The 20,388-nt window shown below is 70.3% G+C and carries 19 protein-coding genes; 4 read left to right on the forward strand and 15 right to left on the reverse strand.

What is annotated here, in order from left to right:
• Window positions 1-7 precede the first annotated feature (7 nt).
• The 9 genes from VSR71_RS04980 to VSR71_RS05020 form a co-directional block, all read right to left on the reverse strand.
• Window positions 8-418, reverse strand: a complete 411-nt coding sequence (locus VSR71_RS04980) for a 3-hydroxylacyl-ACP dehydratase (RefSeq protein WP_428979356.1) — start codon at window positions 416-418, stop codon at window positions 8-10.
• A gap of 70 nt (window positions 419-488) precedes the next feature.
• A complete protein-coding gene (locus VSR71_RS04985) occupies window positions 489-1,325 on the reverse strand; it encodes a beta-ketoacyl synthase chain length factor (RefSeq protein WP_342912811.1) in 837 nt (278 codons plus the stop codon).
• A 9-nt stretch (window positions 1,326-1,334) separates the two neighbouring features.
• Window positions 1,335-2,537, reverse strand: coding sequence for a beta-ketoacyl-[acyl-carrier-protein] synthase family protein (locus VSR71_RS04990; protein WP_342912812.1), 1,203 nt, complete (start codon window positions 2,535-2,537; stop codon window positions 1,335-1,337).
• Between the two features lie 52 nt (window positions 2,538-2,589).
• A complete protein-coding gene (locus VSR71_RS04995) occupies window positions 2,590-3,474 on the reverse strand; it encodes a polysaccharide deacetylase family protein (RefSeq protein ID WP_342912813.1) in 885 nt (294 codons plus the stop codon).
• Window positions 3,471-5,975 (reverse strand): MMPL family transporter, encoded by a 2,505-nt coding sequence (locus VSR71_RS05000; protein WP_342912814.1) that lies wholly within the window; start codon window positions 5,973-5,975, stop codon window positions 3,471-3,473. Before VSR71_RS05000 ends, VSR71_RS04995 begins: the two co-directional genes overlap by 4 nt.
• A complete protein-coding gene (locus tag VSR71_RS05005; RefSeq protein WP_428979348.1) occupies window positions 5,972-6,667 on the reverse strand; it encodes a LolA-related protein in 696 nt (231 codons plus the stop codon). The genes VSR71_RS05000 and VSR71_RS05005 overlap by 4 nt, the downstream gene beginning before the upstream one ends.
• Window positions 6,664-7,641 carry an acyl-CoA synthetase gene (locus tag VSR71_RS05010; protein ID WP_342912815.1) on the reverse strand — a complete coding sequence of 326 codons (978 nt, stop codon included), beginning with the start codon at window positions 7,639-7,641 and terminating at the stop codon, window positions 6,664-6,666. The genes VSR71_RS05005 and VSR71_RS05010 overlap by 4 nt, the downstream gene beginning before the upstream one ends.
• Window positions 7,635-9,362 (reverse strand): AMP-binding protein, encoded by a 1,728-nt coding sequence (locus tag VSR71_RS05015; RefSeq protein WP_342912816.1) that lies wholly within the window; start codon window positions 9,360-9,362, stop codon window positions 7,635-7,637. Before VSR71_RS05015 ends, VSR71_RS05010 begins: the two co-directional genes overlap by 7 nt.
• A gap of 19 nt (window positions 9,363-9,381) precedes the next feature.
• Entirely contained in the window at window positions 9,382-10,017 is a 636-nt protein-coding gene (locus tag VSR71_RS05020; RefSeq protein WP_428979357.1) for an acyl carrier protein, read from the reverse strand.
• Between the two features lie 386 nt (window positions 10,018-10,403).
• On the opposite strand from VSR71_RS05020, the gene VSR71_RS05025 reads away from it, so the two are divergent.
• Together VSR71_RS05025 and VSR71_RS05030 are read left to right on the forward strand one after the other, a co-directional pair.
• Complete coding sequence (locus tag VSR71_RS05025) at window positions 10,404-10,664, forward strand: phosphopantetheine-binding protein (protein WP_209754437.1); 261 nt, start codon at window positions 10,404-10,406, stop codon at window positions 10,662-10,664.
• Between the two features lie 27 nt (window positions 10,665-10,691).
• Entirely contained in the window at window positions 10,692-11,516 is an 825-nt protein-coding gene (locus VSR71_RS05030) for a glycosyltransferase family 2 protein (RefSeq protein ID WP_342912818.1), read from the forward strand.
• Window positions 11,517-11,625: 109 nt separating this feature from the next.
• Here the strand turns inward: VSR71_RS05030 and VSR71_RS05035 are convergent, their stop codons facing one another.
• The 5 genes from VSR71_RS05035 to VSR71_RS05055 all read right to left on the reverse strand — a co-directional run bounded on the left by VSR71_RS05035 (window position 11,626) and on the right by VSR71_RS05055 (window position 17,795).
• On the reverse strand, window positions 11,626-11,802 hold the full coding sequence (locus tag VSR71_RS05035; protein ID WP_029046952.1) for a glycine zipper 2TM domain-containing protein: 177 nt from the start codon (window positions 11,800-11,802) through the stop codon (window positions 11,626-11,628).
• Window positions 11,803-11,945: 143 nt separating this feature from the next.
• Window positions 11,946-12,983 (reverse strand): NAD(P)-dependent oxidoreductase, encoded by a 1,038-nt coding sequence (locus VSR71_RS05040; protein WP_342912819.1) that lies wholly within the window; start codon window positions 12,981-12,983, stop codon window positions 11,946-11,948.
• Between the two features lie 118 nt (window positions 12,984-13,101).
• On the reverse strand, window positions 13,102-14,136 hold the full coding sequence (locus VSR71_RS05045; RefSeq protein ID WP_342912820.1) for a tripartite tricarboxylate transporter substrate binding protein: 1,035 nt from the start codon (window positions 14,134-14,136) through the stop codon (window positions 13,102-13,104).
• Window positions 14,137-14,613: 477 nt separating this feature from the next.
• Window positions 14,614-16,854 carry a cation:proton antiporter gene (locus VSR71_RS05050; RefSeq protein ID WP_342912821.1) on the reverse strand — a complete coding sequence of 747 codons (2,241 nt, stop codon included), beginning with the start codon at window positions 16,852-16,854 and terminating at the stop codon, window positions 14,614-14,616.
• Complete coding sequence (locus tag VSR71_RS05055; RefSeq protein WP_342912822.1) at window positions 16,851-17,795, reverse strand: LysR family transcriptional regulator; 945 nt, start codon at window positions 17,793-17,795, stop codon at window positions 16,851-16,853. The genes VSR71_RS05050 and VSR71_RS05055 overlap by 4 nt, the downstream gene beginning before the upstream one ends.
• A 215-nt stretch (window positions 17,796-18,010) precedes the next feature.
• Here VSR71_RS05055 and VSR71_RS05060 point away from each other — a divergent pair, with 215 nt between their 5' ends.
• Both VSR71_RS05060 and VSR71_RS05065 read left to right on the forward strand, forming a co-directional pair.
• On the forward strand, window positions 18,011-18,988 hold the full coding sequence (locus VSR71_RS05060) for a 3-hydroxyacyl-CoA dehydrogenase family protein (protein WP_342912823.1): 978 nt from the start codon (window positions 18,011-18,013) through the stop codon (window positions 18,986-18,988).
• Window positions 18,985-19,872, forward strand: coding sequence for a 3-keto-5-aminohexanoate cleavage protein (locus VSR71_RS05065; RefSeq protein ID WP_342912824.1), 888 nt, complete (start codon window positions 18,985-18,987; stop codon window positions 19,870-19,872). The genes VSR71_RS05060 and VSR71_RS05065 overlap by 4 nt, the downstream gene beginning before the upstream one ends.
• A gap of 48 nt (window positions 19,873-19,920) precedes the next feature.
• Here VSR71_RS05065 and VSR71_RS05070 read toward each other — a convergent pair whose 3' ends face one another.
• Entirely contained in the window at window positions 19,921-20,190 is a 270-nt protein-coding gene (locus tag VSR71_RS05070; RefSeq protein WP_342912825.1) for a hydroxyquinol 1,2-dioxygenase, read from the reverse strand.
• Window positions 20,191-20,388 lie beyond the last annotated feature (198 nt).

Genomic DNA, 20,388 nt, shown 5'->3' on the forward strand with positions numbered 1-20,388 from the left:
CGGCTCTTCAGCCAGCGTGCGGGCCATGCCGGGCGGCATCGAGGATCACCGCTGCCCGGCCTGACAGCAGCGTCCGGCCCTCCGCACTGACGGTGAAGGCGTACAGCACGCTGGCGCCTTCGCCGCTGACGCGCCGCGCTTCGATCAGCAGCGGCGCGTCGATATCGTCCAGCCTTTCCACCAGCAGTTCGAGCTTGCGCACCGACGCCAGATAGCCGGAGCGTGGGCGCGAAGGGCTGTCTTCCTGCGCGGCCAGCAGCGCGCCGTGCACGGCCATCGCCTGTGCCGCGTATTCGATGCCGCAGACCGCCGCCAGCCGCCCGTGCGCCCGCAGCGGGTTGTCCGCCCGTGCATGCGTGCCGGACACGCAGCGCACCACGTTCTCATCCCAGTCCAGCACGCCGTCGAGCAGGCACATCGTGCCTTGGTGCGGAATGCGCGCCGCAATCCAGTCGCGGTCGCGCACGGGTGCGGGCAGCGTCACGGTGTCAGGCCGCGGCGGCGGTGCCGAGGCTGGCCACGTTGGCCCGGATCTGCAGCCGGTCCAGGTAGTCGAGCACCACCGCGCCGGTGTCTGCGCGTGCGATGGCGGCCAGCAGCGGCAGGGCGCGCGCGGCCGGTGCCGACTTGCGCAGCGCTTCCAGCGCGGCATCCGGCATCGTATCGGCGCTTGCCTGCGTCAGCGAGACCTCGATCTGCGCCAGCGTCCGCGGCGTCGGCTGCGGCGTCACCAGCAGCGCCACGCCGAACGGGTCGGGGATGGGCCGATGGCTGTGCAGCGGCTCGGGGTAGCCGGTGTCGTAGGCAATCAGCAGGCAGGGCTCGGCATCGCCCGCCACCTGCAGCGCGCATTCGAGCAGGCCGGCGCCGAAGCTGCCGTCCATCGCGCACAGCACGTTGGAGGTGCGCATCGCGCCGGCCGCGATCGCCCAGTAGCCCGCGGTGGCGTTGTGGACGGAGTTGTGGAAGCGCGTCGGCGACATCAGCGGGTCCGGCTCGGCCAGCGCTTCGCAGATTGCGTGGAAATTCCGGCCGTCGGCGCTCGACGAGGTAAAGATCGTCGGCAGCTGTGCGGCATCGCGGCCGCTGGCGGCGACGGCCTGCTGGCCCACGCCCAGCGCCAGGCGCACGGTCGGGCCGGTGCGCCGGCGCTCCGCGGGCGGCAGGCCGGCGGGCGGCGGCAGTTCCGTCGGCGCGTGTGTGTAGGGAGCGCGGCCCGCCAGTATCTCGCGGGCTGCATCCCAGCCATTCATGCCGGGGCCGAGCAGGCCGATGCTTTCGATATAGACGGGCTGCAAAGCGGGCTGCAAAGCGGGTTGCGGCATGGCGCTGGCTCAGTGGGACGCCGCGTCCGCGCGCGCGAACAGCAGGCTGCAGTTGGAACCGCCGAAGCCGAACGCATTGCTCATGGCATAGCGCAGCGGCGCGTCGCGGTTCACGAGCTGGTAGTTCACGCCCAGCGCCGGGTCCGGCTGCGTGGTGTTGATGCCGGCCGGCAGCAGGCCATGGCGCAATGCCAGGGCGCAGATGACGGCCTCCAGTGCGCCGGCGGCGCCGAGCGCATGGCCGGTCGCGCCCTTGGTCGAACTGCACGGCGTACCCGGCAGCACCGCGGCCATGGCCAGCGCCTCCGCGGCGTCGTTGCTGCGCGTGGCGGTGCCGTGCAGGTTGACGTAGCCCACCTGCGCCGCGGCGATGCCGGCGCTGGCCAGCGCCTGTTCCATGGCCAGCCGGGCTCCAAGTCCTTCCGGGTGCGGGGTCGACATATGGTGCGCGTCGCTCGACTCGCCGATGCCGGCCAGCAGGATGGCATCGGCATCCGGCGCGTCCGGGGCGCGCTCGAGCAGCCCGAACGCGGCGCCTTCGCCGATCGAGATGCCATCGCGCGCCACATCGTACGGGCGGCACGGCCGCGTCGACAGCAGCTCCAGCGAATTGAAGCCATACAGCGTGGTGTGGCACAGCGAATCGACGCCACCGACGATGGCCGCATCGATCCATCCTGCTTCGATCATGCGCCGGGCCGAGCTGAAGACCTTGGCACCGGACGAGCATGCCGACGAAACCGCGGCGGCCGGGCCGCCCAGGCCGAGATACTCGCGCACGAAGTTGGGCAGGGAATAGGGGTTATGCGTGCCGCCGTAGTGGAAGCCCGCCGGCAGCGCGCCGGTATCGGGATCGCGCTGCCGATAACCCAGTTCCGTCTGCAGCACGCCGGCGGTGCTGGTGCCGAGAAAGACACCGATGCGGTCCGCGCCATAGCGGTCCGCGGCTTCGCGTACGCGCTCGGCGAAACGATCGGCTTCGAGTCCAATCCATGCCAGGCGGTTGTTGCGGCAGTCGAAGTGCGACAGATGCGCTGGCAAGGTCACCGCGTCCAGTCCCGGCACTTCACCGACATAGGTGTCCAGGCGCACATCGCCAAAGCGGCAGGGCGCCAGGCCGCCACGCCGTTCGCGCAGCGCCGACAAAGTGGCGTCTGCGCCGGTACCGATGCAGCTGGTGGCCGTGAAGTGAGAAAACAGTAGCGGAGACAAGGCTTTGCGCGATCTTGGGGGGAGTGGGCTAATTGTAACAAGCCGCGGCCGGTCAGCTTGTCGGCGACTGTCCGGTACGGCTGTCGGCATGCCCTGATTCCACCGCTGCGCGCAACGTCACGCAGTGCAGCCCGGCGCGGTCGATGGCGGCGAGCAGGTCCGGCAGCACTGTCGTGCAGTGCGGATTGCCGGCGGGATCGACGCCGGGATTGCCGTCATGCAGCAGCAGGATGTCGCGGCCCGCGAGCTTGTCGGTCAGGCGCTGCGCCACGCGCGCCGCGAAGTCGCCGGAGCGGGTATCGAAGCCGCGGCGCGTCCACGCCGCGAGGCGGAGCCCGAGGCGGCACAGCACCGGTTCCAGGAACGGGTTGCGCAGCCCGGCCGGCGCGCGGAAAAAGCGTGGCGCCTCCCCGGTGATGTCGCTCAGCACCTGCTGGGCCGCGCTGATGTCGCGCAGCATCCGCCCCGGTCCGAAAAGGGAGAAATGCAGCCGGTGATGCATGCTGTGGTTCTCCACCGCATGGCCGCGGCGCGCGATCTCGCGCACCAGCGCCGGATGCGCCGCGGCGCGTTCGCCGACGCAGAAGAAGGTGGCGCGCGCGCCGTGCTGGTCGAGCAGGTCGAGCACGTGCGGCGTCAGCGCCGGATTGGGGCCATCGTCGAAGGTCAGCGCTACGCAATCCTGCGCTGACGGCGGCAGCTGCAGCAGGTTGGGCCCCAGCCACGTGCTGCGCGGCCACAAGCCGCCGGCGCACAGCGCCGCGTGGGTGGCGGCAATGCCTGCCAGTGCCGGGACCATGCTGCCGGGATACGTGAGCATGGCGCCGATGCCGGCCACGTGGACCGCGGCTGCGCCGTACAGCAGCGGGCTGGGTCGCCACGGGCGGCTTGGCGGCGTGTCGCGCCAGGCGCCGCCGGATGCGGAAAAGCGGTTCATGTCGTACTCCCGGCCTGCCCGGTTCCGGCGGTCCCGGCATGCCCGGCATTCCCTGCATTCGCGGCGGCCGCGGGCCGCGCCAGGATCGCCGAAAACCACAGCGCCAGGATGGCGCCGGGGCCGACCGTCAGGCCGAACGCCTGCAGCAACGGCAGGCTCGACAGCGCCAGCAGCCCGAAAGCGGCCACCGTCGTCAGGTTTGCGAGCAGCAGGGAGACCAGCGTGTGCGGGGAATGGGCCGCGCCAGGCTGGCCCGCCGCGGCGCCATTGAAGAATAGCGCGTAGTTCGAGCCCACTGCCACCAGCAGCAACAGGCCCACCAGGTGCAGCAGCGTCAGCGGCTGGCCCAGCGCTGCCAGCCCGCCCAGCACCACCACCGCGGCGGCCGCCAGCGGCAGTACCGTGGCCGCCACGCGGCGCGGCGAGCGCAGCGCGACCGCCAGCAGCGCCACGATCGCCAGCAGTCCCGCCAGCGACAGCAGCAGCGCCTCGCGCAGGTAGCCGGCGTAGAGGCGGTCGGACTCGCCCTTGAGGTCGACGAACAGCGTATCGGGCACGTCGGCGCGGGCGACGGCGGCGCGCACCGCGGCACTGTCGACGCCGTCGCCGCCCTGCGCAGCGTTCGCCGTGGCTGGGGCCCGCAGCGGCAGCGTCGCGCTCCAGCGCCCGTCGCGGTGTGTCAGCAGCGCATCGACCGCCAGTGCCATCGAGGTTCCGCGCAGGTCTTCGCGTCGCAGCAGCGGGCCGGTGCGTGCCTGCCCGGCTTCGGCCAGGAACGGTGCGAACAGGTCGGCGCGCACCGGCTGGCTCGCGACGGCCGCGCGCAGCCGCTGCGCCAGCTCGGCGGGCGGCGGCAGGCTGGCCTGGCGCGCGCGCTGGGTGGCGTCGCTGGGCAGGTAGCGCGCGGGGCTTTCATAGCCGCCGATGAAGTTCTGCGCCACCAGCGGGTCGAGTTCGTGGGCCACGCGCTCCGCGCCCTGCAGCACGCTTTCCTGGTCGGGGCCGGACAGCACCACCAGGAAGCGCACGTCGGGCGCACCCAGGTCGGCGCGCAGCGACGCGTCAAGGGCCTGGTCGCTCGCGGGCACCGGGCTCAGCCCGGCCAGCTCGCGGCCCCACAGCGTGCCGCGATGCGTCGCCAGCACAGTGCTTGCCGCGACCACCAGCACCAGCACCAGCCAGCGCAGCCGGTGGGCGCGGCCGGCCAGCCACGCGAGGCGGCGTCCCAGCGGCGTCACGTCGCGCAGGTGCAGCGTGGCAGGCACCAGCTGCGGCAGCACGAAGCGCGTCACCAGCGCCGCCGTCGCCAGCCCCGCGATCGAATACAGCCCGAGCTGCGCGAGCCCCGGAAAACCAGACAGCAGCAGCGAGGCAAAACCGCAGACCGAGGTCAGCACGCCCAGCCGCACCGTGGGCCAGAACCCGCCCAGCCAGGCGCGGTTGTCGCGCTGGCCGTTGCGCGTGTATTGCGCCGACTGCACGAACAGGTAGATCGAATAGTCAACCGCCTCGCCGATCAGCGTGGTGCCGAAGCCCAGCGTCAGCCCGTGCACGGTGCCGCCAAAACCCAGGCTCACCGCCGCGATGCCGGCCAGCGCGCCGCTCAGTACCGGCACCAGTCCCAGCACCAGCAGCGGCACCGAGCGGTAGACCACCAGCAGCAGCGTGACGATGATGGCCACGCCGATGGTCGACAAGCGCTCGACGTCGTGCCGGATGGTGTCGCGCGACTGGACCGAGAACACGCCCGGGCCGGTCATCGCGAGCTGGTAAGGGCCATTTGCCGCGGCCCTGGCGAAGGCATCGCGGATTGCCCCGATGGCCTGCGCCTGCGCGTCCGTATCCGAACCCGCGGCCGCGCTCTGCGCCAGCAGCACCGCGCGCTTGCCGTCGCGCGAGGCCCAGGCGCCGGCATGCAGCGGGGGGCGCTGGCCGGCGTCGAGCTGCGTCAGCATCGCCGCGACCTCGCCGGTGGGGTCGCGTGGCAACAGCGCCTTGGTGAAGAGGCCTGCCGACGAGGCCAGCAGCTCGAGCGAATCGTTCACGGCGCGCGCCAGTCCCTGCTCGCTGAAGCGCTCCGGCGTGACCGTCGGGCTGAGCAGGTAGCGGTGTTCGTAGACGTACTTGCGGTCGGCGTCCTGGTTCAGCGGCTCGCCGTTCTGGATCGCGGTGAAGCGCGGATCGCGTCGCAATTGCGCCGCCATCGCGCGCGAGACCGCGGCGCGGCCATCGGCGTCGCCGCCTTCGATGCCGACCAGGATCAGCCGCGATACCAGCCCGTCGCGCAGCTGGCTGACCAGCAACTGCTGCTCGGCACTTGGCAGCCGCGGCAGGAAGGCGGACAGGTCGGCGGTGAAGCTGGTGCGGCTGACCACCGCCGCACACGCCAGCAGCGCTACCAGCCACAGCGCAAGCGCCAGGCGCGCGCCGGGCAGCGTGAAGCGCCGCGGGGCCGAGGGGGGCGAGGGGGGGGAGGGGGGAGTACGGGGGGCTGCGCTCATGGGCGGCCGGCGGGGCGGATCGTCATGACGGAGCGGTCGCCGTCGGCCTGGCGGATCTCGACGCGGTCCAGCGCGTCCTGGCTGCCGTCGATGCGCACCTGGCTGACCACCGCCGCCATGCGCGAGTCCGCCGGCGTCAGCGTCAGCGTCCAGCGGCTGGCGCGGCCTTCGAGGCCGAGCTTGTAGTAGCGTTCGAGCGTGTGGCGGTTGCCGGCGAGCGTGCCGCGGATGCTTTCGATAAAGGCCGCCAGCTCGGGGAAGTTCTGCAGCGGCATGGTGAAGCGCTTGCCGTCGCGCTCCACCGTCAGCATGTCGCCGTCGAGCACCATGTTTTCGGCCTTGGGCGTTATGGTGCGCTTCTCCAGGTGGTCGGGCGCGGTGAAGAGCAGTTCGCCGGAAGACTGCACCGGCCTGGCCAGCATTGCCAGGTACTTGGTCTCGGTGAAGCGGACCCGGCCTGATTTGCGCTGCGCCAGCGTGGACATCAGCTGGTCGACGCCGAAGGCGGGCGCGGCCTGTCCCGCGGCAGGCGCGGCAGGCGCGGCAGGCGCGGGTGGTGCCGCGGCACGGCCTGGTACCGCGATGCCTAACGCAGCGCCAGCCAACAGCAACGGCAGCAGCGGGCGGACCAGGCGCCGGACGGACCAGATCGGATCAGTGTCGAAGGCTGTCAAAACGCTCGAGGGGCTCATGGCTCGTTGCCCGGCGGCGGCTGCTCGGAGAGCGGCGGGCCGGCGTGCCAGAAGTCATAGAAGTTGAACCAGTTGTACGGCGCCTTGCGGCTGAATTTCTCCAGCAGCCGCACATAGCCGTCCAGTGCCGACTGTACCGCGGCTTCGCGCTGGCCGCGCGCGGTCTGCGAGAAGTCCGCCAGCGGCACGAAATGGACATCGTAGCGGTTGCCGCCGCGATACAGGCCGGTGATGAAGAACACCGGCCGGCGCAGCATGGCGGCCATGCGCAGCGGCCCGGTCGGGAAGCCGGTGGGCGCGCCGAGGAAATCGCATTGCTGCACCGGGTCTGTGGCGCGCTGCGACAAGGTGCGGTCGGCCAGCATGCCGATCATGTAGCCACGGTCGAGGTAGTCGCGCACGCGCAGCATGGTGTCGAAGCGGCCCAGCGCGATCACGTCCTGGCGCATTGCGGGATTGATCGACTGCAGCACGTCGTTGAGCTTGTGCGCGTTTTCCTCGTACATGGTGATGGCGACTTCCATGTCAGGGTGCTGCCGGCCGAGCGCGCGCACGACCTCGAAGCTGCCCAGGTGCGCGCCCAGCAGGATCGCGCCGCGGCCGCGCGCCATGGCGGCTTCAAGCAAGCCTTCGCCATGGAGGCGGATGTCGAACAGGTCGAAGCGGCCGTTGAGCAGGTAGATGCGGTCGTGAATGGTCGAGGCAAAGGTAAACACATGCCGGTAACCGTCGATCCAGTTGGCCTCGCGGCCCAGCGCGCGGTCCAGGTAGGCGCGCGAGGCATGGCGCGCCGCCGGCGAGAACAGCGTGAAATAGGCCGCGATCAAGCGCAGCACCACGCGCCCGGCCGGACGTCCCAGCGCCAGCGAGATCCAGGTCATGACGCGCAGCAGCGGAAGGTTGCTGCGTTCCTTGCGCCGGGACCAGTCCGTGGCCTGCACCGGCGCCTGCCGTTTCCACAGCCAGGTCAGCATGGCGCGCCCTCCGACACAGAGGCGCGCAGCTGCAGCGTGCCGGTGGCCACTTCGCGTCCCGCGCTGCGCAGCGTGATGCGCAGGCGTTCGCTGCCGTCCGTGGCCGGCTCGGCGTCGTGTTCGATTTCCACCTGCTCTCCGGGGCGCACGGGGCTGAGGAACTTGATCGTCCCGGCCTGCGAAGGCACCAGCGGCCGCCCCAGCGCGGATCCGAGCGCGAGCAAGGCGTGGTCGAGCAGCACCACGCCGGGCACGATCGGATTGCCGGGGAAATGGCCCGCCATGGCGGGGTGGCCGGCGTCGATGACAAAGGCGGGCAGGGCGGGCAGGGCAGGTGCGCCGTCCCGCGCGCGGGACAACTGCGCCACCAGCGCCGCCAGCGCATCGCGCGGCAGCTTGCCGGCGGCATTGCGCGGCAGGCTTTCGGCGAACATCAGCGGGCGCGGCAGGAAGGCGGGGTCGATGCGTTCGCGCAGCGCCTGCAGGATCGCCGCCGAGGTCACGCCCGGCGCGACGACGACTGCCACCAGGCGTACCACGTGACCGTGCGCATCGCCTTCGTGGCTGTCGCCGGGCATGAAGAAGGCGCCGTCCTGCACGCCGTCAATGGCATTGAGCTGGTGGTCAAGGTAGGCCAGCGAGGTGCGCTTGCCGGCGATATTGAGCAGGTCGCCCTTGCGGCCGTGCAGCAGGAAGTGCCCGGCATCCAGCGGTTCGATGGCATCGCCGAGCGCCACCGGCTGCTCGAGATGCCCGCCCTCGGCCCATGTGATGGTGTCTTCATCGCCGTCCGCCGCACGCGGCTGCAGCCGGACGCCGGGCACCAGCGTCCAGGTGTCTTCCTGCGCGGTGCGGCGGGTGGCAAGCTGGCCGGTCTCGGTGCTGCCGTAGATTTCGCGCAGCGGGCCGTGGAACAGCGCTTCCGCTGCGGCAGCCAGTTCCCGGCCGAGCGGGGCAGTGGCGCACAACAGCAGGTCGGCTGCCGGCATGGGCATCTCCGCCTGCACCAGCGTGCGCAGGTGTACCGGGGAACTGACCAGCGCGCGCGGCGCGGGCACCGCGGCCAGTGCATCGCGGACGTCGGCCGGGTAGAACGCCGGCGCCGACGCCAGCGCGGCGCCGCCCTGCAGCGCCAGCATGACGGTGGCTTCCAGGCCGAACATATGCTGCGGCGGCACCGTGCCGACCAGGGTCCATGCGCGCCCGTCGCACAGGCCCAGCCGTTGCGCCGCGGCACGCGCGCCCCGGGCCATCGCGCCCCAGGTCTTGCGGTGCGGCACCGGGGTGCCGGTCGAGCCCGAGGTGAAGACGTAGGCCAGGACGCGGTCGGCGGGAATCGACGGCACATCGGCGGCCCAAGCGTCCGCATCCGCGTCCGCGGCGACGCCCTGGCGATAGTCGAACACCGGCATGGCCATTGCCGGGGCCGGTTGGTCCTGCAGGCAAAACACGTCTGGTGCGAATGCACAGAGCTGGCGCACCGTCTCGGGGGTCTGCGACGACGGCAGCAGCGTGGCCTTGCCGCGCAGCAGCGCGGCGCACAGGCCGACGGTGAAGCGGTAGCGGTCGGCGCAGGCATTGAAGACATGGCCTCCCTCCGGCAGCGCGGCGGCCAACAGCGCCACGTCGGCCAGGAACTTGCGCACGGTGACGGGGCGGCCCTGTACCCACGCCAGGATGGCCGCGGGCGAGGTGTGCGCGATAAGCGGAATCGCAGTCATGGCGGAAGTGTGGCGCGCCTCAGCGCGTCATCCCGGTGCGGGCCGCCCGCGCCGCCATCACGGCGCGATAGCCGTGCACCGCGTCGAGCGGGCCGCCGTGGCGCATGCCGGGGAAGGCGATGCGGCGGCATGCCGCTTCGGTGGCGAACATCGCGGCGATCAGCAATGGCGTGCCGAGGTTGGCGAAGTTCGACCATGTCGCCACCGGGGCCAGCACGAACAGCAGCGTCGAGGTGCCCGCCATGGCCGCGAAGAACAGGGTCCAGGCCTGCGTCACGCGCCGAGCATAGCGCGCGTGCGACGGCGTCAGTTCGCCTTGCAACGCGGCGGCGATCTGCGCGCACAGCGGCGTGCGGCCGGCGCGCAAGGTCAGGCCGAACATCAGCCCGAGCGCGACGTTGACGCCGGCGTGCTGCATCAGGTAAGTCCAGCCGAAATGGTGCGACAGCGGCGTACGCCAGAGCCAGAGCGCAGCGCATGCCGCAACCAGCGCGAACAGCGCCGGCTTGCGACCTGCCGTGCGCAGCGCCGTCAGGAAACCGATCGCCAGGAACGGAAGGGCGCCAAGAAACAATGCGGCGACTTCGGCTCCCGGTCGATGGGCGGCATAATGCAGGCTGCATTCATAGGCGACGAACCCGGCGACCCCGAGCATCCATCCCCGGCCGGCCGCCACAGGGGTTGCCTGCGGCGTACCGGGCCTGGCGATCGGCTGGTCCTTGGCGGACTGGGCGCGGAGAAAAGAAGATTGGCTCGAGGACATCGTTAGTCGTTATCATGTGTAGCAAACGGCGCTTCAGTTGGCTGCCCAAGATTGGCGAAACCCAAATCCGCGAGTGTGCGCCAGGCTGCCGAAGCGAACGCTTTATACCTTAAAAGACCCGGTACGCGGTGCCAGGATTCCCCAAAGCCCTGTTGATGTTGTTACCAAACTTCTCTCGGCTAGCCCGCCATCGGGGCCTTTGGTAGCATCGGCTGCCCCCACGGCGCGCCGGGACGATCCGGACCGGCTGCGTGCCGCGGCGGCCCCTCTGCTGCAACATGACCGAACTCGAAACCGAACTCGCCCGCCTGATCATCGACGAACTCGACATCGCAGACCTGCGACTGGAAGACGTCACTGCCGACACGCCGCTCTACGGCGAAGGCTTCGGGCTTGACTCCATCGACATCCTGGAGATTGCGCTGCTGGTGTCGCGCAAGTACGGGGTCGAACTGCGTTCGGACAACCCCGACAACAAGACCATTTTCGCGTCGCTGGGCAGCCTCGCCGCCTACGTCGCGGCGCAGCGCGCCAGCTAGGCCCGCCACCCGGCACCGGAGCGCGACATGCCCCAGCATGCCACGCCACGTCCGGCGACCGCGCCGGGCGCCGACGCAGCGCACCGCTCCCACCTGGTGCTGATCCCCAGCTACAACCCCGGCAACCGCCTGCACGGCACGCTGCAGGCGGCGCGCGCGGCGTGGGCGCCGGTATGGGTCGTGGTCGACGGCAGCACCGATGGCAGCGAACGCTGGCTGCGGGCCGAAGCCGCCACCGACCCGGCGCTGCGCGTGCTGACGCTGCCCACCAACCAGGGCAAGGGCGCGGCCGTGCTTCACGGCATCGAAGCCGCGGCGGCCGAGGGCTTCACCCATGTGCTGGTCATGGATTCGGACGGCCAGCATCCCGCCCACCTGATCACCGAGTTCATGGCCCTCTCGCAGCGCGCGCCGGACGCGATGGTGCTGGGCCGGCCGGTATTCGACGCCAGCGCGCCCCGCGAACGGGTCTACTGGCGGCGCATGTCCAATTTCTGGACCGATGTCGAGACGCTCTGGGCCGGCATCGGCGATTCCCTCTATGGCTTCCGCGTCTACCCCATCGCGCCGCTGCGCGCGGTGATGCGCGAGACACGCTGGATGCGGCGTTTCGATTTCGATCCCGAAGCGGCGGTCCGCCTGTCCTGGCGCGGTGTCCGCCCCATCAATGTGGCCGCACCGGTCCGCTATTTTGCACGCGGCGAAGGCGGCGTCTCGCACTTCCGCTACCTGCGTGACAACCTGCTGCTGACCGGGATGCACCTGCGGCTGCTGGCGGGTTGCGTGGTGCGGCTGCCGGTGCTGCTGTGGCGGCGCTTGCGCCTTGCCGGCAAGGCGGCGCCCCGGCACTAGCGCCTAGCACTGCCACCGGGCATGCATGCCGATGCAAGGAAGGCCGCGCAATGCGGCCTTCCTGCCTTTCCGATGTTGCCTTGCCGATCGGCGCGAGACTGTCAAGCGGTTACTTGCCCAGTTCGTGCCCGATCACGCCGCCAACCACGGCACCGCCGATGGTACCGGCCGTGCTGCCGTCGGTCAGTTCATGGCCGGCCACGCCGCCGGCCACTGCGCCCGCTGCGGTACAACCAGCCAGCGCCATGCTTGCGCCTATCAGGAGCGCGCCTGCGAGTTTCCACATGATGGTCTCCTGCATCGTTGCCGGGCCGGCCGGGGTGGAGCGGCCCATGCGTCCAGCTTAGGCACGGTCCGGCCGGCGGCCTTTCAGGCACGCGCCGAAAACGCTGTAGGAATCGGACGACGACAGGTGGCGCAGGCGCTATGTCAGGCATCCTTCGCGTGCTGGCGCAGTCGCTTGATCAGCGACGAGGTGTCGGCGCGGCCGCATCCCATCTGCTGCAGGTCGGCATAGAACTGGTCGACCAGCGCCGTCACCGGCAGCGCGGCGCCGTTGCGGCGCGACTCGTCCAGGCACAGGCCCAGGTCCTTGCGCATCCAGTCCACCGCGAAGCCGAAATCGAACTTGCTGTCGATCATGGTCGGGCCGCGGTTTTCCAGTTGCCAGGAGCCGGCGGCGCCCTTGCTGATGACATCCAGCACCAGCCGCATGTCCAGCCCGGCGCGCTCGCCGAAGGCAATGGCCTCGGACAGGCCCTGGATCAGGCCGGCGATGCTGATCTGGTTGACCATCTTGGCCAGTTGGCCGGCGCCGGCCTCGCCAATGCGGGTGACCGCGCGGGCATAGGCGGCGATGACCGGCTCGGCGCGCGCATAGACGTCGGCATCGCCGCCGCACATGATGGTCAGGATGCCTTTTTCCGCGCCGACTTCGCCGCCCGAGACCGGGCCGTCGACAAAGTGCAGGCCGCGCTCGCCGGCCGCGGCGTAGAGCTCGCGCGCGACATTGGCGCTGGCGGTGGTGTGGTCGACGAAAATGCAGCCGCTCGGCGCGCCGAAGAAGGCGCCGTCAGGGCCGGTCAGCACCGCGCGCAGGTCGTCGTCATTGCCGACGCAGGAACACACCAGCTGGGCATCGCGCACCGCCAGTGCCGGCGTCGCTGCCGCCTTGCCGCCGAACTGGCCGACCCAGGCCTGCGCCTTGGCGGCGGTGCGGTTGTAGACCGTGACCTCGTGCCCTTTGGCGGCGAGGTGGCCGGCCATGTGGAAACCCATGACGCCCAGGCCGAGAAATGCGACACGCATGCTGCTGCTCCGTTGCTTGATCTGTTTGTGGAATCGGTGAGGGCGCGGGCCAGGGCTGCGCCGGGTCCCAGAGTATACGGGCCAGAGCAGGCGGGGCACAGATACAGCGGGTCGGAATGGGGTGCATAACAGAGTGACCAGGGAGGCATTTATGCCCATGTCACTGCCAGATCGGAAATACCCATGTCATGGGTATCCGGACTGCATGAGGCCTCATGTCCGAGACCCGCGGGAGCAGGCGGTATGGCTCCTGCCTGCTCCCGCTTTCGAGCAATGGCTACTCCGGCTTCACCCCCGCCTCCCGGATCACCGTATTCCACCTGGCGACCTCCGCCTTGATCCGCGCACTCGCCTGCGCTGGCGTGGTCCACGTGGCAATCGCCCCCTGCTTGAGCAGGATGGCCTGGACCTCCGGCTCGGCCAGGATCTTCTTCAGGTCTGCGCTGAGCCGGTCGATCACCGGCGCCGGCGTGCCGGCCGGAGCGACGATGCCGAACATCGAGCTGACTTCGAAATCCTTCAGCCCGGCCTCGGTGGCGGTCGGCACGTCGGGCAACGCATTGACGCGCTCGGACGAGGCCACCGCCAGGGCGCGGATCTTGCCGCTTTTCACATAGGCCTGGGCCGCCGGAACGGTCTCGACCATGCTCAGCACCTGCCCGCCGATCAGGTCGGTCATGGCCGGTCCGCTGCCCTTGTACGGCACATGCAGCATCTCCACGCCGGTCATGCGCTTGAACATCTCGCCGGCCAGGTGCTGCGGGGAACCATTGCCTGCCGAGGCGAAGGTGATGGCGCCGGGTTTGGATTTCGCCAGCGAGATCAGTTGCGGCAGGCTGCTGGCGCTGACCGAAGGATTGACCACGAACACCAGCGGCACGGTGCCGACGATCGCCACCGGCGCGAAGCTTTTCTCCAGGTCGTACGGCACGCGGGCCTTGTACAACGCGGCGTTGATGGCGTGGCTGGTGAGCGCGCCCATCAGCAGGGTATAGCCATCGGCGGGCGACTTGGCGACCAGTTCGGCACCGATATTGCCCGCGGCGCCGGCGCGGTTGTCGACCACCACCTGCTGGCCGAGCGTAGTGGACAGGCGCTGTGCCAGCGTGCGGCCAATCACGTCGGTGGCGCCGCCGGGCGGATAGGGCACGACCAGCCGGATCGGCTTGGCGGGATAGGCGTCCGCGGCCATGCCCGATACCGGGGCGAGCAGCATGCCGGCAAATGCGAGAGAAGCGACCAGGATGGAGCGACGAAGGGTGCGGCGCGCCGCGGTGGCGGCGCGGACGGCCGTGGGCGTAATGCCAGGCATGTGGGTCTCCTGTGCCGGGAAATCGTTGGAATGGAAATGGATCGGCGGGCGGCGGGTGGCCGCCGGCGGATGACGCCCGGCTCGTTATCGGGGCCAAGTGTAGGTCGAGTCGCTTGATTGATGAATCCGTATTTTTCTATCGACTGATCTCTGAATTGAATTAATTAACGCAGCGCGATGCCGGACCTGCGCCATGCCCCAATGGCCGCCAGGCTTCTGTCAATAGATTATCAATAATATAAGGGGGGTAGCCACATGCACGCCGCGTACGGGCAGTCGCGCCCTGCGCCGCGTGGCAGCCGCAACACAGTGAAGTCAGAACCCGCCTACGCCGCCGTCCGCCATCGTCCTATCCCTTGCGCGCGTGCCTGTGCCTACATTGGAAGCAGCGTCACCACCGCAAGGAGCCGATTCATGTCATTCGCGCTATACATCATTGGCTTGCTGGTCCTGGTCGGCGGCATCGCCTGGGCGATGTCAACGGCCGGCCTCGCTACGGTTTATATCGGCATTGCCTGCCTGATCGTGCTCGGCGTGGGCATCATGATGGCCGTCTCCCGCACGCGTACCAAAGACCCTTCCTGAAGCCTGCGGGCCCGGCTGCGTGCCGGGCCTGTCCTGGCGCCCGTGCCGCACGCCTTGCAGCGGCGGACGCAGCAGGTTGGCCTGCCATGCCTGCTGTATCACCTGGGCGATCTGGTTGAACGCCTGCTTGGAAATCACCGCTTCCTCGCGCATCGTTTCCAGCGAGAGCCTGCCCTTGCGCAGCGCAAACAGCATCAGCAGGCGCCGTTCCAGCGCGTCGGTGTAGTCGCCGAATTTCTCCCGCATCTCGGCCAGGCCTTCTCCGGCGGCCTGGAACCGGTCCTCCAGCACGCCGTCGAGCACCGTCGCCATGCGCGCGCCGAACACCGGCGTCAGCATCGAACGGTTGTAGCGCCGCAGCCGGTCCAGCACGGTCTGGCGGCAGATCAGAAGCTCGAAGCGATCGGCCAGCGCGCGCGCCAGCGGCCGGTCGATCGACAGCCGCCGGTGCAGGAACAGCGCCACGCGAAAACCCGCGTGATAGTCGAGGATATGGCGTGCCGCGCGGTTGTAGCCGATGCGCCCCTGTTCGCGCGCGGCATCGATCATCTGCGAGGTATTACGCATCATCGCGTCAAGGTTGGCGACCGAGATCACGCCGTCGCCATACTCCGGGATCAGCTCGCGCTCGCGCGTGGCCAGCGTGACCAGGCCGATGGTCAGGCGGTCGCGTTCGGACAGCGCGGTATTGAAGTCGAACTCGGCCGAGCCCAGCTCGATGCCGTGCCGGTAATGCTGCGCGGCATCGCGCGCGGCGGCCGGCGGCAGGCCGAACGAGTCGGCCACGCGCGCGAGCATGGCCTCGACTTCCTCGGTCGACAGCCGGATCGCCTGCTGCTGCAGCGCGCGTTCCTGGGGTGAAAGCCGGTCGAGCCCCAGCCGGTGGATCAGGCTGCGCAGCGTGGTGCCGTTCAGCAGCAGGCTCACCAGCACAAAACCAGTCGCCAGGATGGCGACGAAGTGGCGCGCTTCGTGGCTCAGGCTGGTGTTCTCGGCAATGCCCAGCGCCAGCACCAGGGTCACCGCGCCGCGCAGCCCGCCCCAGGCGATGGCCAGCCTGAAGGCATTGTCGATGGGGGCGCTCGCGCGCATCCATGTCAGCAGCGGCAGCAGCCCGAAAAGCGTGACCAGACGCGCGGCCAGCGCCGCGGCCACCAGGATCAGCAGCAGCACGCCGTGGTGGCGCGTCACGCCCGCCAGCAGCGACGGCACCCGCACGGCGGCCAGCAGGAACACCATGGCGCCGGCAATGCCCGCGAACTGCTCCCACATCATGCGCAGGTGGCGCCAGTTCGGCGGGTTCAGGCGCGTCGGCCCCAGCGCGCTGACCATCAGGCCGGCGCAGACCACCGCGACCACGCCCGACACGCCCAGCGCCTGTTCTGCCAGCAGGTACAGCGGGTAGGGCAGGGCCAGCGTGAGCGCGCTTTCCGCCATGGCCAGGCCGGCCAGGCGCGGCAGCAGGTCGGCAAGCAAACGCCCGGCCAGCACCCCGCACAGCACGCCGCCGGCGAACGACCACGCCAGCTCGCGCAGGCCCGCGCCGAGCGTCGCCTCCGCGCCGTGGCCGGTCAGCATCGCCACCAGCACGCCGACGATGGCGATGGCTGCGGCATCGTTCAGCAGGCTTTCGCCTTCCACCAGCCGGATCAGCCGAGCGGGCGCGCCCACGTCGCGGAAGATCGCGATCACCGCGGCCGGATCGGTGGTGGCGACCACCGCGCCCAGCAGCAGGCACACCGCCAGCGGCATGCCACTGGCGGCAGCCATTGCCACGCCGATCATCACGGTGGCCACCACCACCGCCACCACGGCGAGCAGCAGGATCGGCGCCGCATCGGGCAGCATGCTGCGCACGTCGGCGGTCAGCGCCGCGTGGAACAGCAGCGGCGGCAGGAAGATCCACAGGTAGGCCTCGGGCGGCAGCGCGGGATCGATCAGCGGATGCAGGAAATGCTGCGCGAAGGCGGGGTGGGCGGCGTCGATGGCGACGTAGCCGGCGCCGATGGCGATGCCGATCGCCGACAGCAGCGTCGATTCCGGCAGCACCAGCCGCGCCGCCGCGACCTGCACCACCGCGACGATGGCCAGCAGCGCGCCGGCCAGGATCAGGATATCGACGATGATGCTCATGCGCTGGCCTCCGTGGCGCCGGCGCCGGCGCCGGCAGCCGCGGGATGCGCCAGCTGCGCGCGCACCGCCGCGGCAAGTTCGGCGGCCGCGGGGGACAGCGTGCGGTTGCGCGAGGTCACCAGCCCGATCGAGCGCTCGGTCACGGGCGCGGTCAGCAGCCGCTCGACGATGCCGGACTGGCGCACCGTGCCGGCTGCGATCTCCGGCAGCGCCGCCACGCCGAAGCCGCATTCGACCATGGCCGCGATGGTGGCAAGATGCTCGGCCTCGAACACCGGCTGGAAGCGGATCTTGTTCTGCAGGAAGGCCCATTCGGCGTACTGGCGCACGCTGCTGGGATGCGTCATCGACACGTGCGGCGCGGCGGCGGTATCGGCCCAGCGCAACGGGCCGCTGCTGCGCGCCAGCGGGTGCGCCGAAGGGATCAGCAGCACGAAGCGGTCGGACAGCAGCGGTTCGTAATGCAGGTCCGCCTGCTGCGGATCGGCCGCGGTCAGCGCAAAGTCCACCTCGCCCGCGCGCACCAGGTCGAAGGCCGGGCCGGACAGCGTGTCGATCACCTTCAGCGCCACTTCCGGGCGCGCGCGGTGGTAGGCCATCAGCACGCGTGGCAGCATGCGGGCCGCCAGCGACGGCAGCGCGGCCACCGCCACCTGGCCGCGCTCGGCGCTGGCAATGCCGGTGACGGCGTCGATGGCGCCGCGGAAGGCGGCCTGCAGCAGCGCGGCCTGCTGCATGAAGACCTGGCCTGCGGCGGTCAGGCGCACGGTGCGGGTGGTGCGGTCGAACAGGCGCACGCCGAGCGATTCCTCGATGCGCAGGATCTGCGTGGACAGGGCGGACTGCGACAGGTGCAGCTGGCTGGCGGCCTGGCGGTAATTGAGCGTACGGCCGAGCACCAGCGTGGTCTCGATGTCCCGCATGGACAGGTTGATTTTCATGGTCAGGCAGTCGCGGGCGCTGTGTGCGCCGCGGAGAACATGAGAGGCACGACAGGTCTGAACGTGCGATTGATCTGATTTGTGGATCATTTTATCCATAGAATCGACTTCATCAATCAAAGCGAGTTCTCTACACTGCCGGGATTCCGTTGTCCGGCGTGCCACTGCGGCCGCCAGGCAGCCCGCCGATCCAGCAGGAATTCCCCGGAGTACCTATGCCGAACCCGACCGAACCGGTCACTGCCAGCCCGCTGGGCCGTCCCGGCGCCGCCCATGCGGTAGTAGTGGGCGGCGGCACCATGGGCGCCGACGTCGCCGTGGTGCTGACCCGCGCCCTGTGCCGCACCACCGTGATCGAGCCCGACGCCACGCGCGGCCCCGCGCTGCCCGAGCGGGTGCGCGACAACCTGGCCGCCATCGGCCGCGCCGAAGGCGCCTCATGCCTGGCCGTTGCCGCCACGCTGGACCAGGTCGACTGGAAGACCGTCGACCTCGTGATCGAATGCATCCCCGAGCGCCTGGAACTCAAGCAGCAACTGTTCGCCGACCTGGTCCGGCGCGCGCGGCCGGACACGGTGCTCGCCAGCAACAGCTCCAGCTTCCCGATCAGCGCGATCGGCGCCGGGCTGGATACGCGCCAGCGCATGCTGGGCCTGCATTTCTTCATGCCGGCGCACCTGGTGCCGCTGGTCGAAGTGGTGATGGGCGCGGACAGCGACGAAGGCTGCGCCGACGCGCTGATCGCGTTCATGCGCCGCTGCGCGATGGTGCCGGTGAAAGTGCGCAAGGACCTGCCCGGCTTCCTCGCCAACCGGCTGCAGCACGCGCTGTCGCGCGAGGCCTTCAGCCTGATCGACCGCGGCATCGCCTCGCCCGAGGACGTGGATGCGGCGGTGCGCTTCGGCTTCGGCTTCCGCTTCCTGGCCGCGGGCCCGGTGCTGCAGCGCGACCATGCCGGCATCGATGTGCATGCCGCCGCCGGTGCCACCATGTACCCGAGCTTCTGCAACGACGACCATCCCGCGCACTGCCTGGCCGAGCGCGCCGCCGACGGCCGCCACGGCATGAAGCGCGGCGAGGGCTTCTATGTCTGGAGCCCGGCAGCCATTGCCGCCGAGCGCGCGCGCTACGACCGCCTGCTGCGCGCCGGCCTCGACCTGATCGCCCCTGAATTGCCCGAGATCCAGCCATGACCCAAGCCAATCCATCCGCCTCGGCACCTTCCGCCGCCACCCGCGCGGCGCTGGCCGATTCGCCGCTGATCGTCACGGTGGCGCCCAATGGCGCCTACAAGCAGGCTGCCGACCATCCCGCGGTGCCGCTGACCGCGGCGGCGCTGGCACAGGAAGCGCGCGCCTGCCTCGAGGCCGGTGCCGCCATGATGCATATGCACGTGCGCGACGCGCAGGGCCGCCATTCGCTCGATGTGCAGGCCTACCGCGACGCGCTGGCCGCCGTCAGGCAGGCGGTCGGAGATGCGTTGCTGGTGCAGGTGACCAGCGAAGCCGCCGGCGTATACAAGGCCCCCGCGCAGATGGCGATGGTGCGCGAGCTGCGGCCCGAAGCCGTGTCGGTGGGCCTGCGCGAGGTGGCGGTGCCGGAGATCCCGGAAGGCGAGCTGGCCGCGTTCTTCGCCTGGCTGGCGCGCGAACAGGTGATGACGCAGGTGATCCTGTACGATGCGGCCGACGTGCGCCGCTGGCAGGCGCTGCGTGCCCGCGGGCTGGTGCCGGCGGGCGCGTGGTCGCTGCTGTATGTGCTGGGGCGCTATTCGGCGGGGCAGGTCTCGTCGCCACACGACCTGCTGCCGTTCCTGCAGGTGGCCGCGGAAAGCAACGATGCGCTGCCGTGGGCGATCTGCGCCTTCGGCCGCGAGGAGAATGCCTGCGTGACCGCGGCCGCCGCGTTCGGCGGCCATGTGCGGGTGGGCTTCGAGAACAATCTGCTGCTGCGCGACGGCAGCCGCGCGCCCGGCAACGCCGCGCTGGTGGCGCAGGCCGTGCAGGGCGGGCTCACGCTGGGCCGGCCGATCGCCGACGCCGCGGATGCGCGCCGGATCTACGGCGCGGTGCGCTGATGCTGTCCCGCGTGCGCGGCGTGGCGGCCGCGTGGCGGGCGGCGGAGGTCAGGCGCCGTCGCTGAAGCTGTCGCGCGGGCCGTTCGGGTTGTGCGCGCCGTCGGTGAAGGTGCTGCGCGTGCCGGTGTGGGCGCCATCGGTAAAACTGCTGCGGGTGCCGGTGGCCGTACGCGCGCCGTCGGTGAAGGCGCTGCGCGTGCCGGTGACGCTGTGCGCGCCGTCGCTGAACGGATCGACGCTGCGCGGTGCAGCTTGCGCAGTGCCGACCACGGTCGCAACCAGTGCGGTGGCGACAAAGACTTGCCTGAGTGCTTGCATGGATGCTTCTCCGTAAGAGTGCCAGCCCGGGACGGGTGGCGGTAGAGAGAAGTCTAGGCACTGGCCATCCACGCCAGCATGACGCCCGCATGACATTGCCGTCATGCAGCATTGGCCTGCGCGGCAAGCGCAGGGCAATTGCAAGGAAATGCGCCGCGCCGTCGCGCGCAAAACGCCGGCAGCGCCAGCAAGGCTGTA

This window comes from Cupriavidus oxalaticus (genome assembly GCF_038900635.1).
Taxonomy (GTDB): Bacteria; Pseudomonadota; Gammaproteobacteria; order Burkholderiales; family Burkholderiaceae; genus Cupriavidus; species Cupriavidus oxalaticus_B.

Excerpts from the sequence above, each read along its gene's own strand:
- VSR71_RS05030 (WP_342912818.1), top strand. The coding sequence starts at position 10,692 with ATGCCCCAGCATGCCACGCCACGTCCGGCGACCGCGCCGGGCGCCGAC.
- VSR71_RS05035 (WP_029046952.1), bottom strand. The coding sequence starts at position 11,802 with ATGTGGAAACTCGCAGGCGCGCTCCTGATAGGCGCAAGCATGGCGCTG.
- VSR71_RS05040 (WP_342912819.1), bottom strand. The coding sequence starts at position 12,983 with ATGGGCATAAATGCCTCCCTGGTCACTCTGTTATGCACCCCATTCCGA.
- VSR71_RS05005 (WP_428979348.1), bottom strand. The coding sequence starts at position 6,667 with ATGAGCCCCTCGAGCGTTTTGACAGCCTTCGACACTGATCCGATCTGG.
- VSR71_RS04995 (WP_342912813.1), bottom strand. The coding sequence starts at position 3,474 with ATGAACCGCTTTTCCGCATCCGGCGGCGCCTGGCGCGACACGCCGCCA.
- VSR71_RS05055 (WP_342912822.1), bottom strand. The coding sequence starts at position 17,795 with ATGAAAATCAACCTGTCCATGCGGGACATCGAGACCACGCTGGTGCTC.
- VSR71_RS05070 (WP_342912825.1), bottom strand. The coding sequence starts at position 20,190 with ATGCAAGCACTCAGGCAAGTCTTTGTCGCCACCGCACTGGTTGCGACC.
- VSR71_RS05025 (WP_209754437.1), top strand. The coding sequence starts at position 10,404 with ATGACCGAACTCGAAACCGAACTCGCCCGCCTGATCATCGACGAACTC.
- VSR71_RS05000 (WP_342912814.1), bottom strand. The coding sequence starts at position 5,975 with ATGAGCGCAGCCCCCCGTACTCCCCCCTCCCCCCCCTCGCCCCCCTCG.
- VSR71_RS04980 (WP_428979356.1), bottom strand. The coding sequence starts at position 418 with ATGTGCCTGCTCGACGGCGTGCTGGACTGGGATGAGAACGTGGTGCGC.
- VSR71_RS05065 (WP_342912824.1), top strand. The coding sequence starts at position 18,985 with ATGACCCAAGCCAATCCATCCGCCTCGGCACCTTCCGCCGCCACCCGC.
- VSR71_RS05015 (WP_342912816.1), bottom strand. The coding sequence starts at position 9,362 with ATGACTGCGATTCCGCTTATCGCGCACACCTCGCCCGCGGCCATCCTG.
- VSR71_RS05010 (WP_342912815.1), bottom strand. The coding sequence starts at position 7,641 with ATGCTGACCTGGCTGTGGAAACGGCAGGCGCCGGTGCAGGCCACGGAC.
- VSR71_RS05020 (WP_428979357.1), bottom strand. The coding sequence starts at position 10,017 with ATGCTCGGGGTCGCCGGGTTCGTCGCCTATGAATGCAGCCTGCATTAT.
- VSR71_RS05045 (WP_342912820.1), bottom strand. The coding sequence starts at position 14,136 with ATGCCTGGCATTACGCCCACGGCCGTCCGCGCCGCCACCGCGGCGCGC.
- VSR71_RS05060 (WP_342912823.1), top strand. The coding sequence starts at position 18,011 with ATGCCGAACCCGACCGAACCGGTCACTGCCAGCCCGCTGGGCCGTCCC.
- VSR71_RS04985 (WP_342912811.1), bottom strand. The coding sequence starts at position 1,325 with ATGCCGCAACCCGCTTTGCAGCCCGCTTTGCAGCCCGTCTATATCGAA.
- VSR71_RS05050 (WP_342912821.1), bottom strand. The coding sequence starts at position 16,854 with ATGAGCATCATCGTCGATATCCTGATCCTGGCCGGCGCGCTGCTGGCC.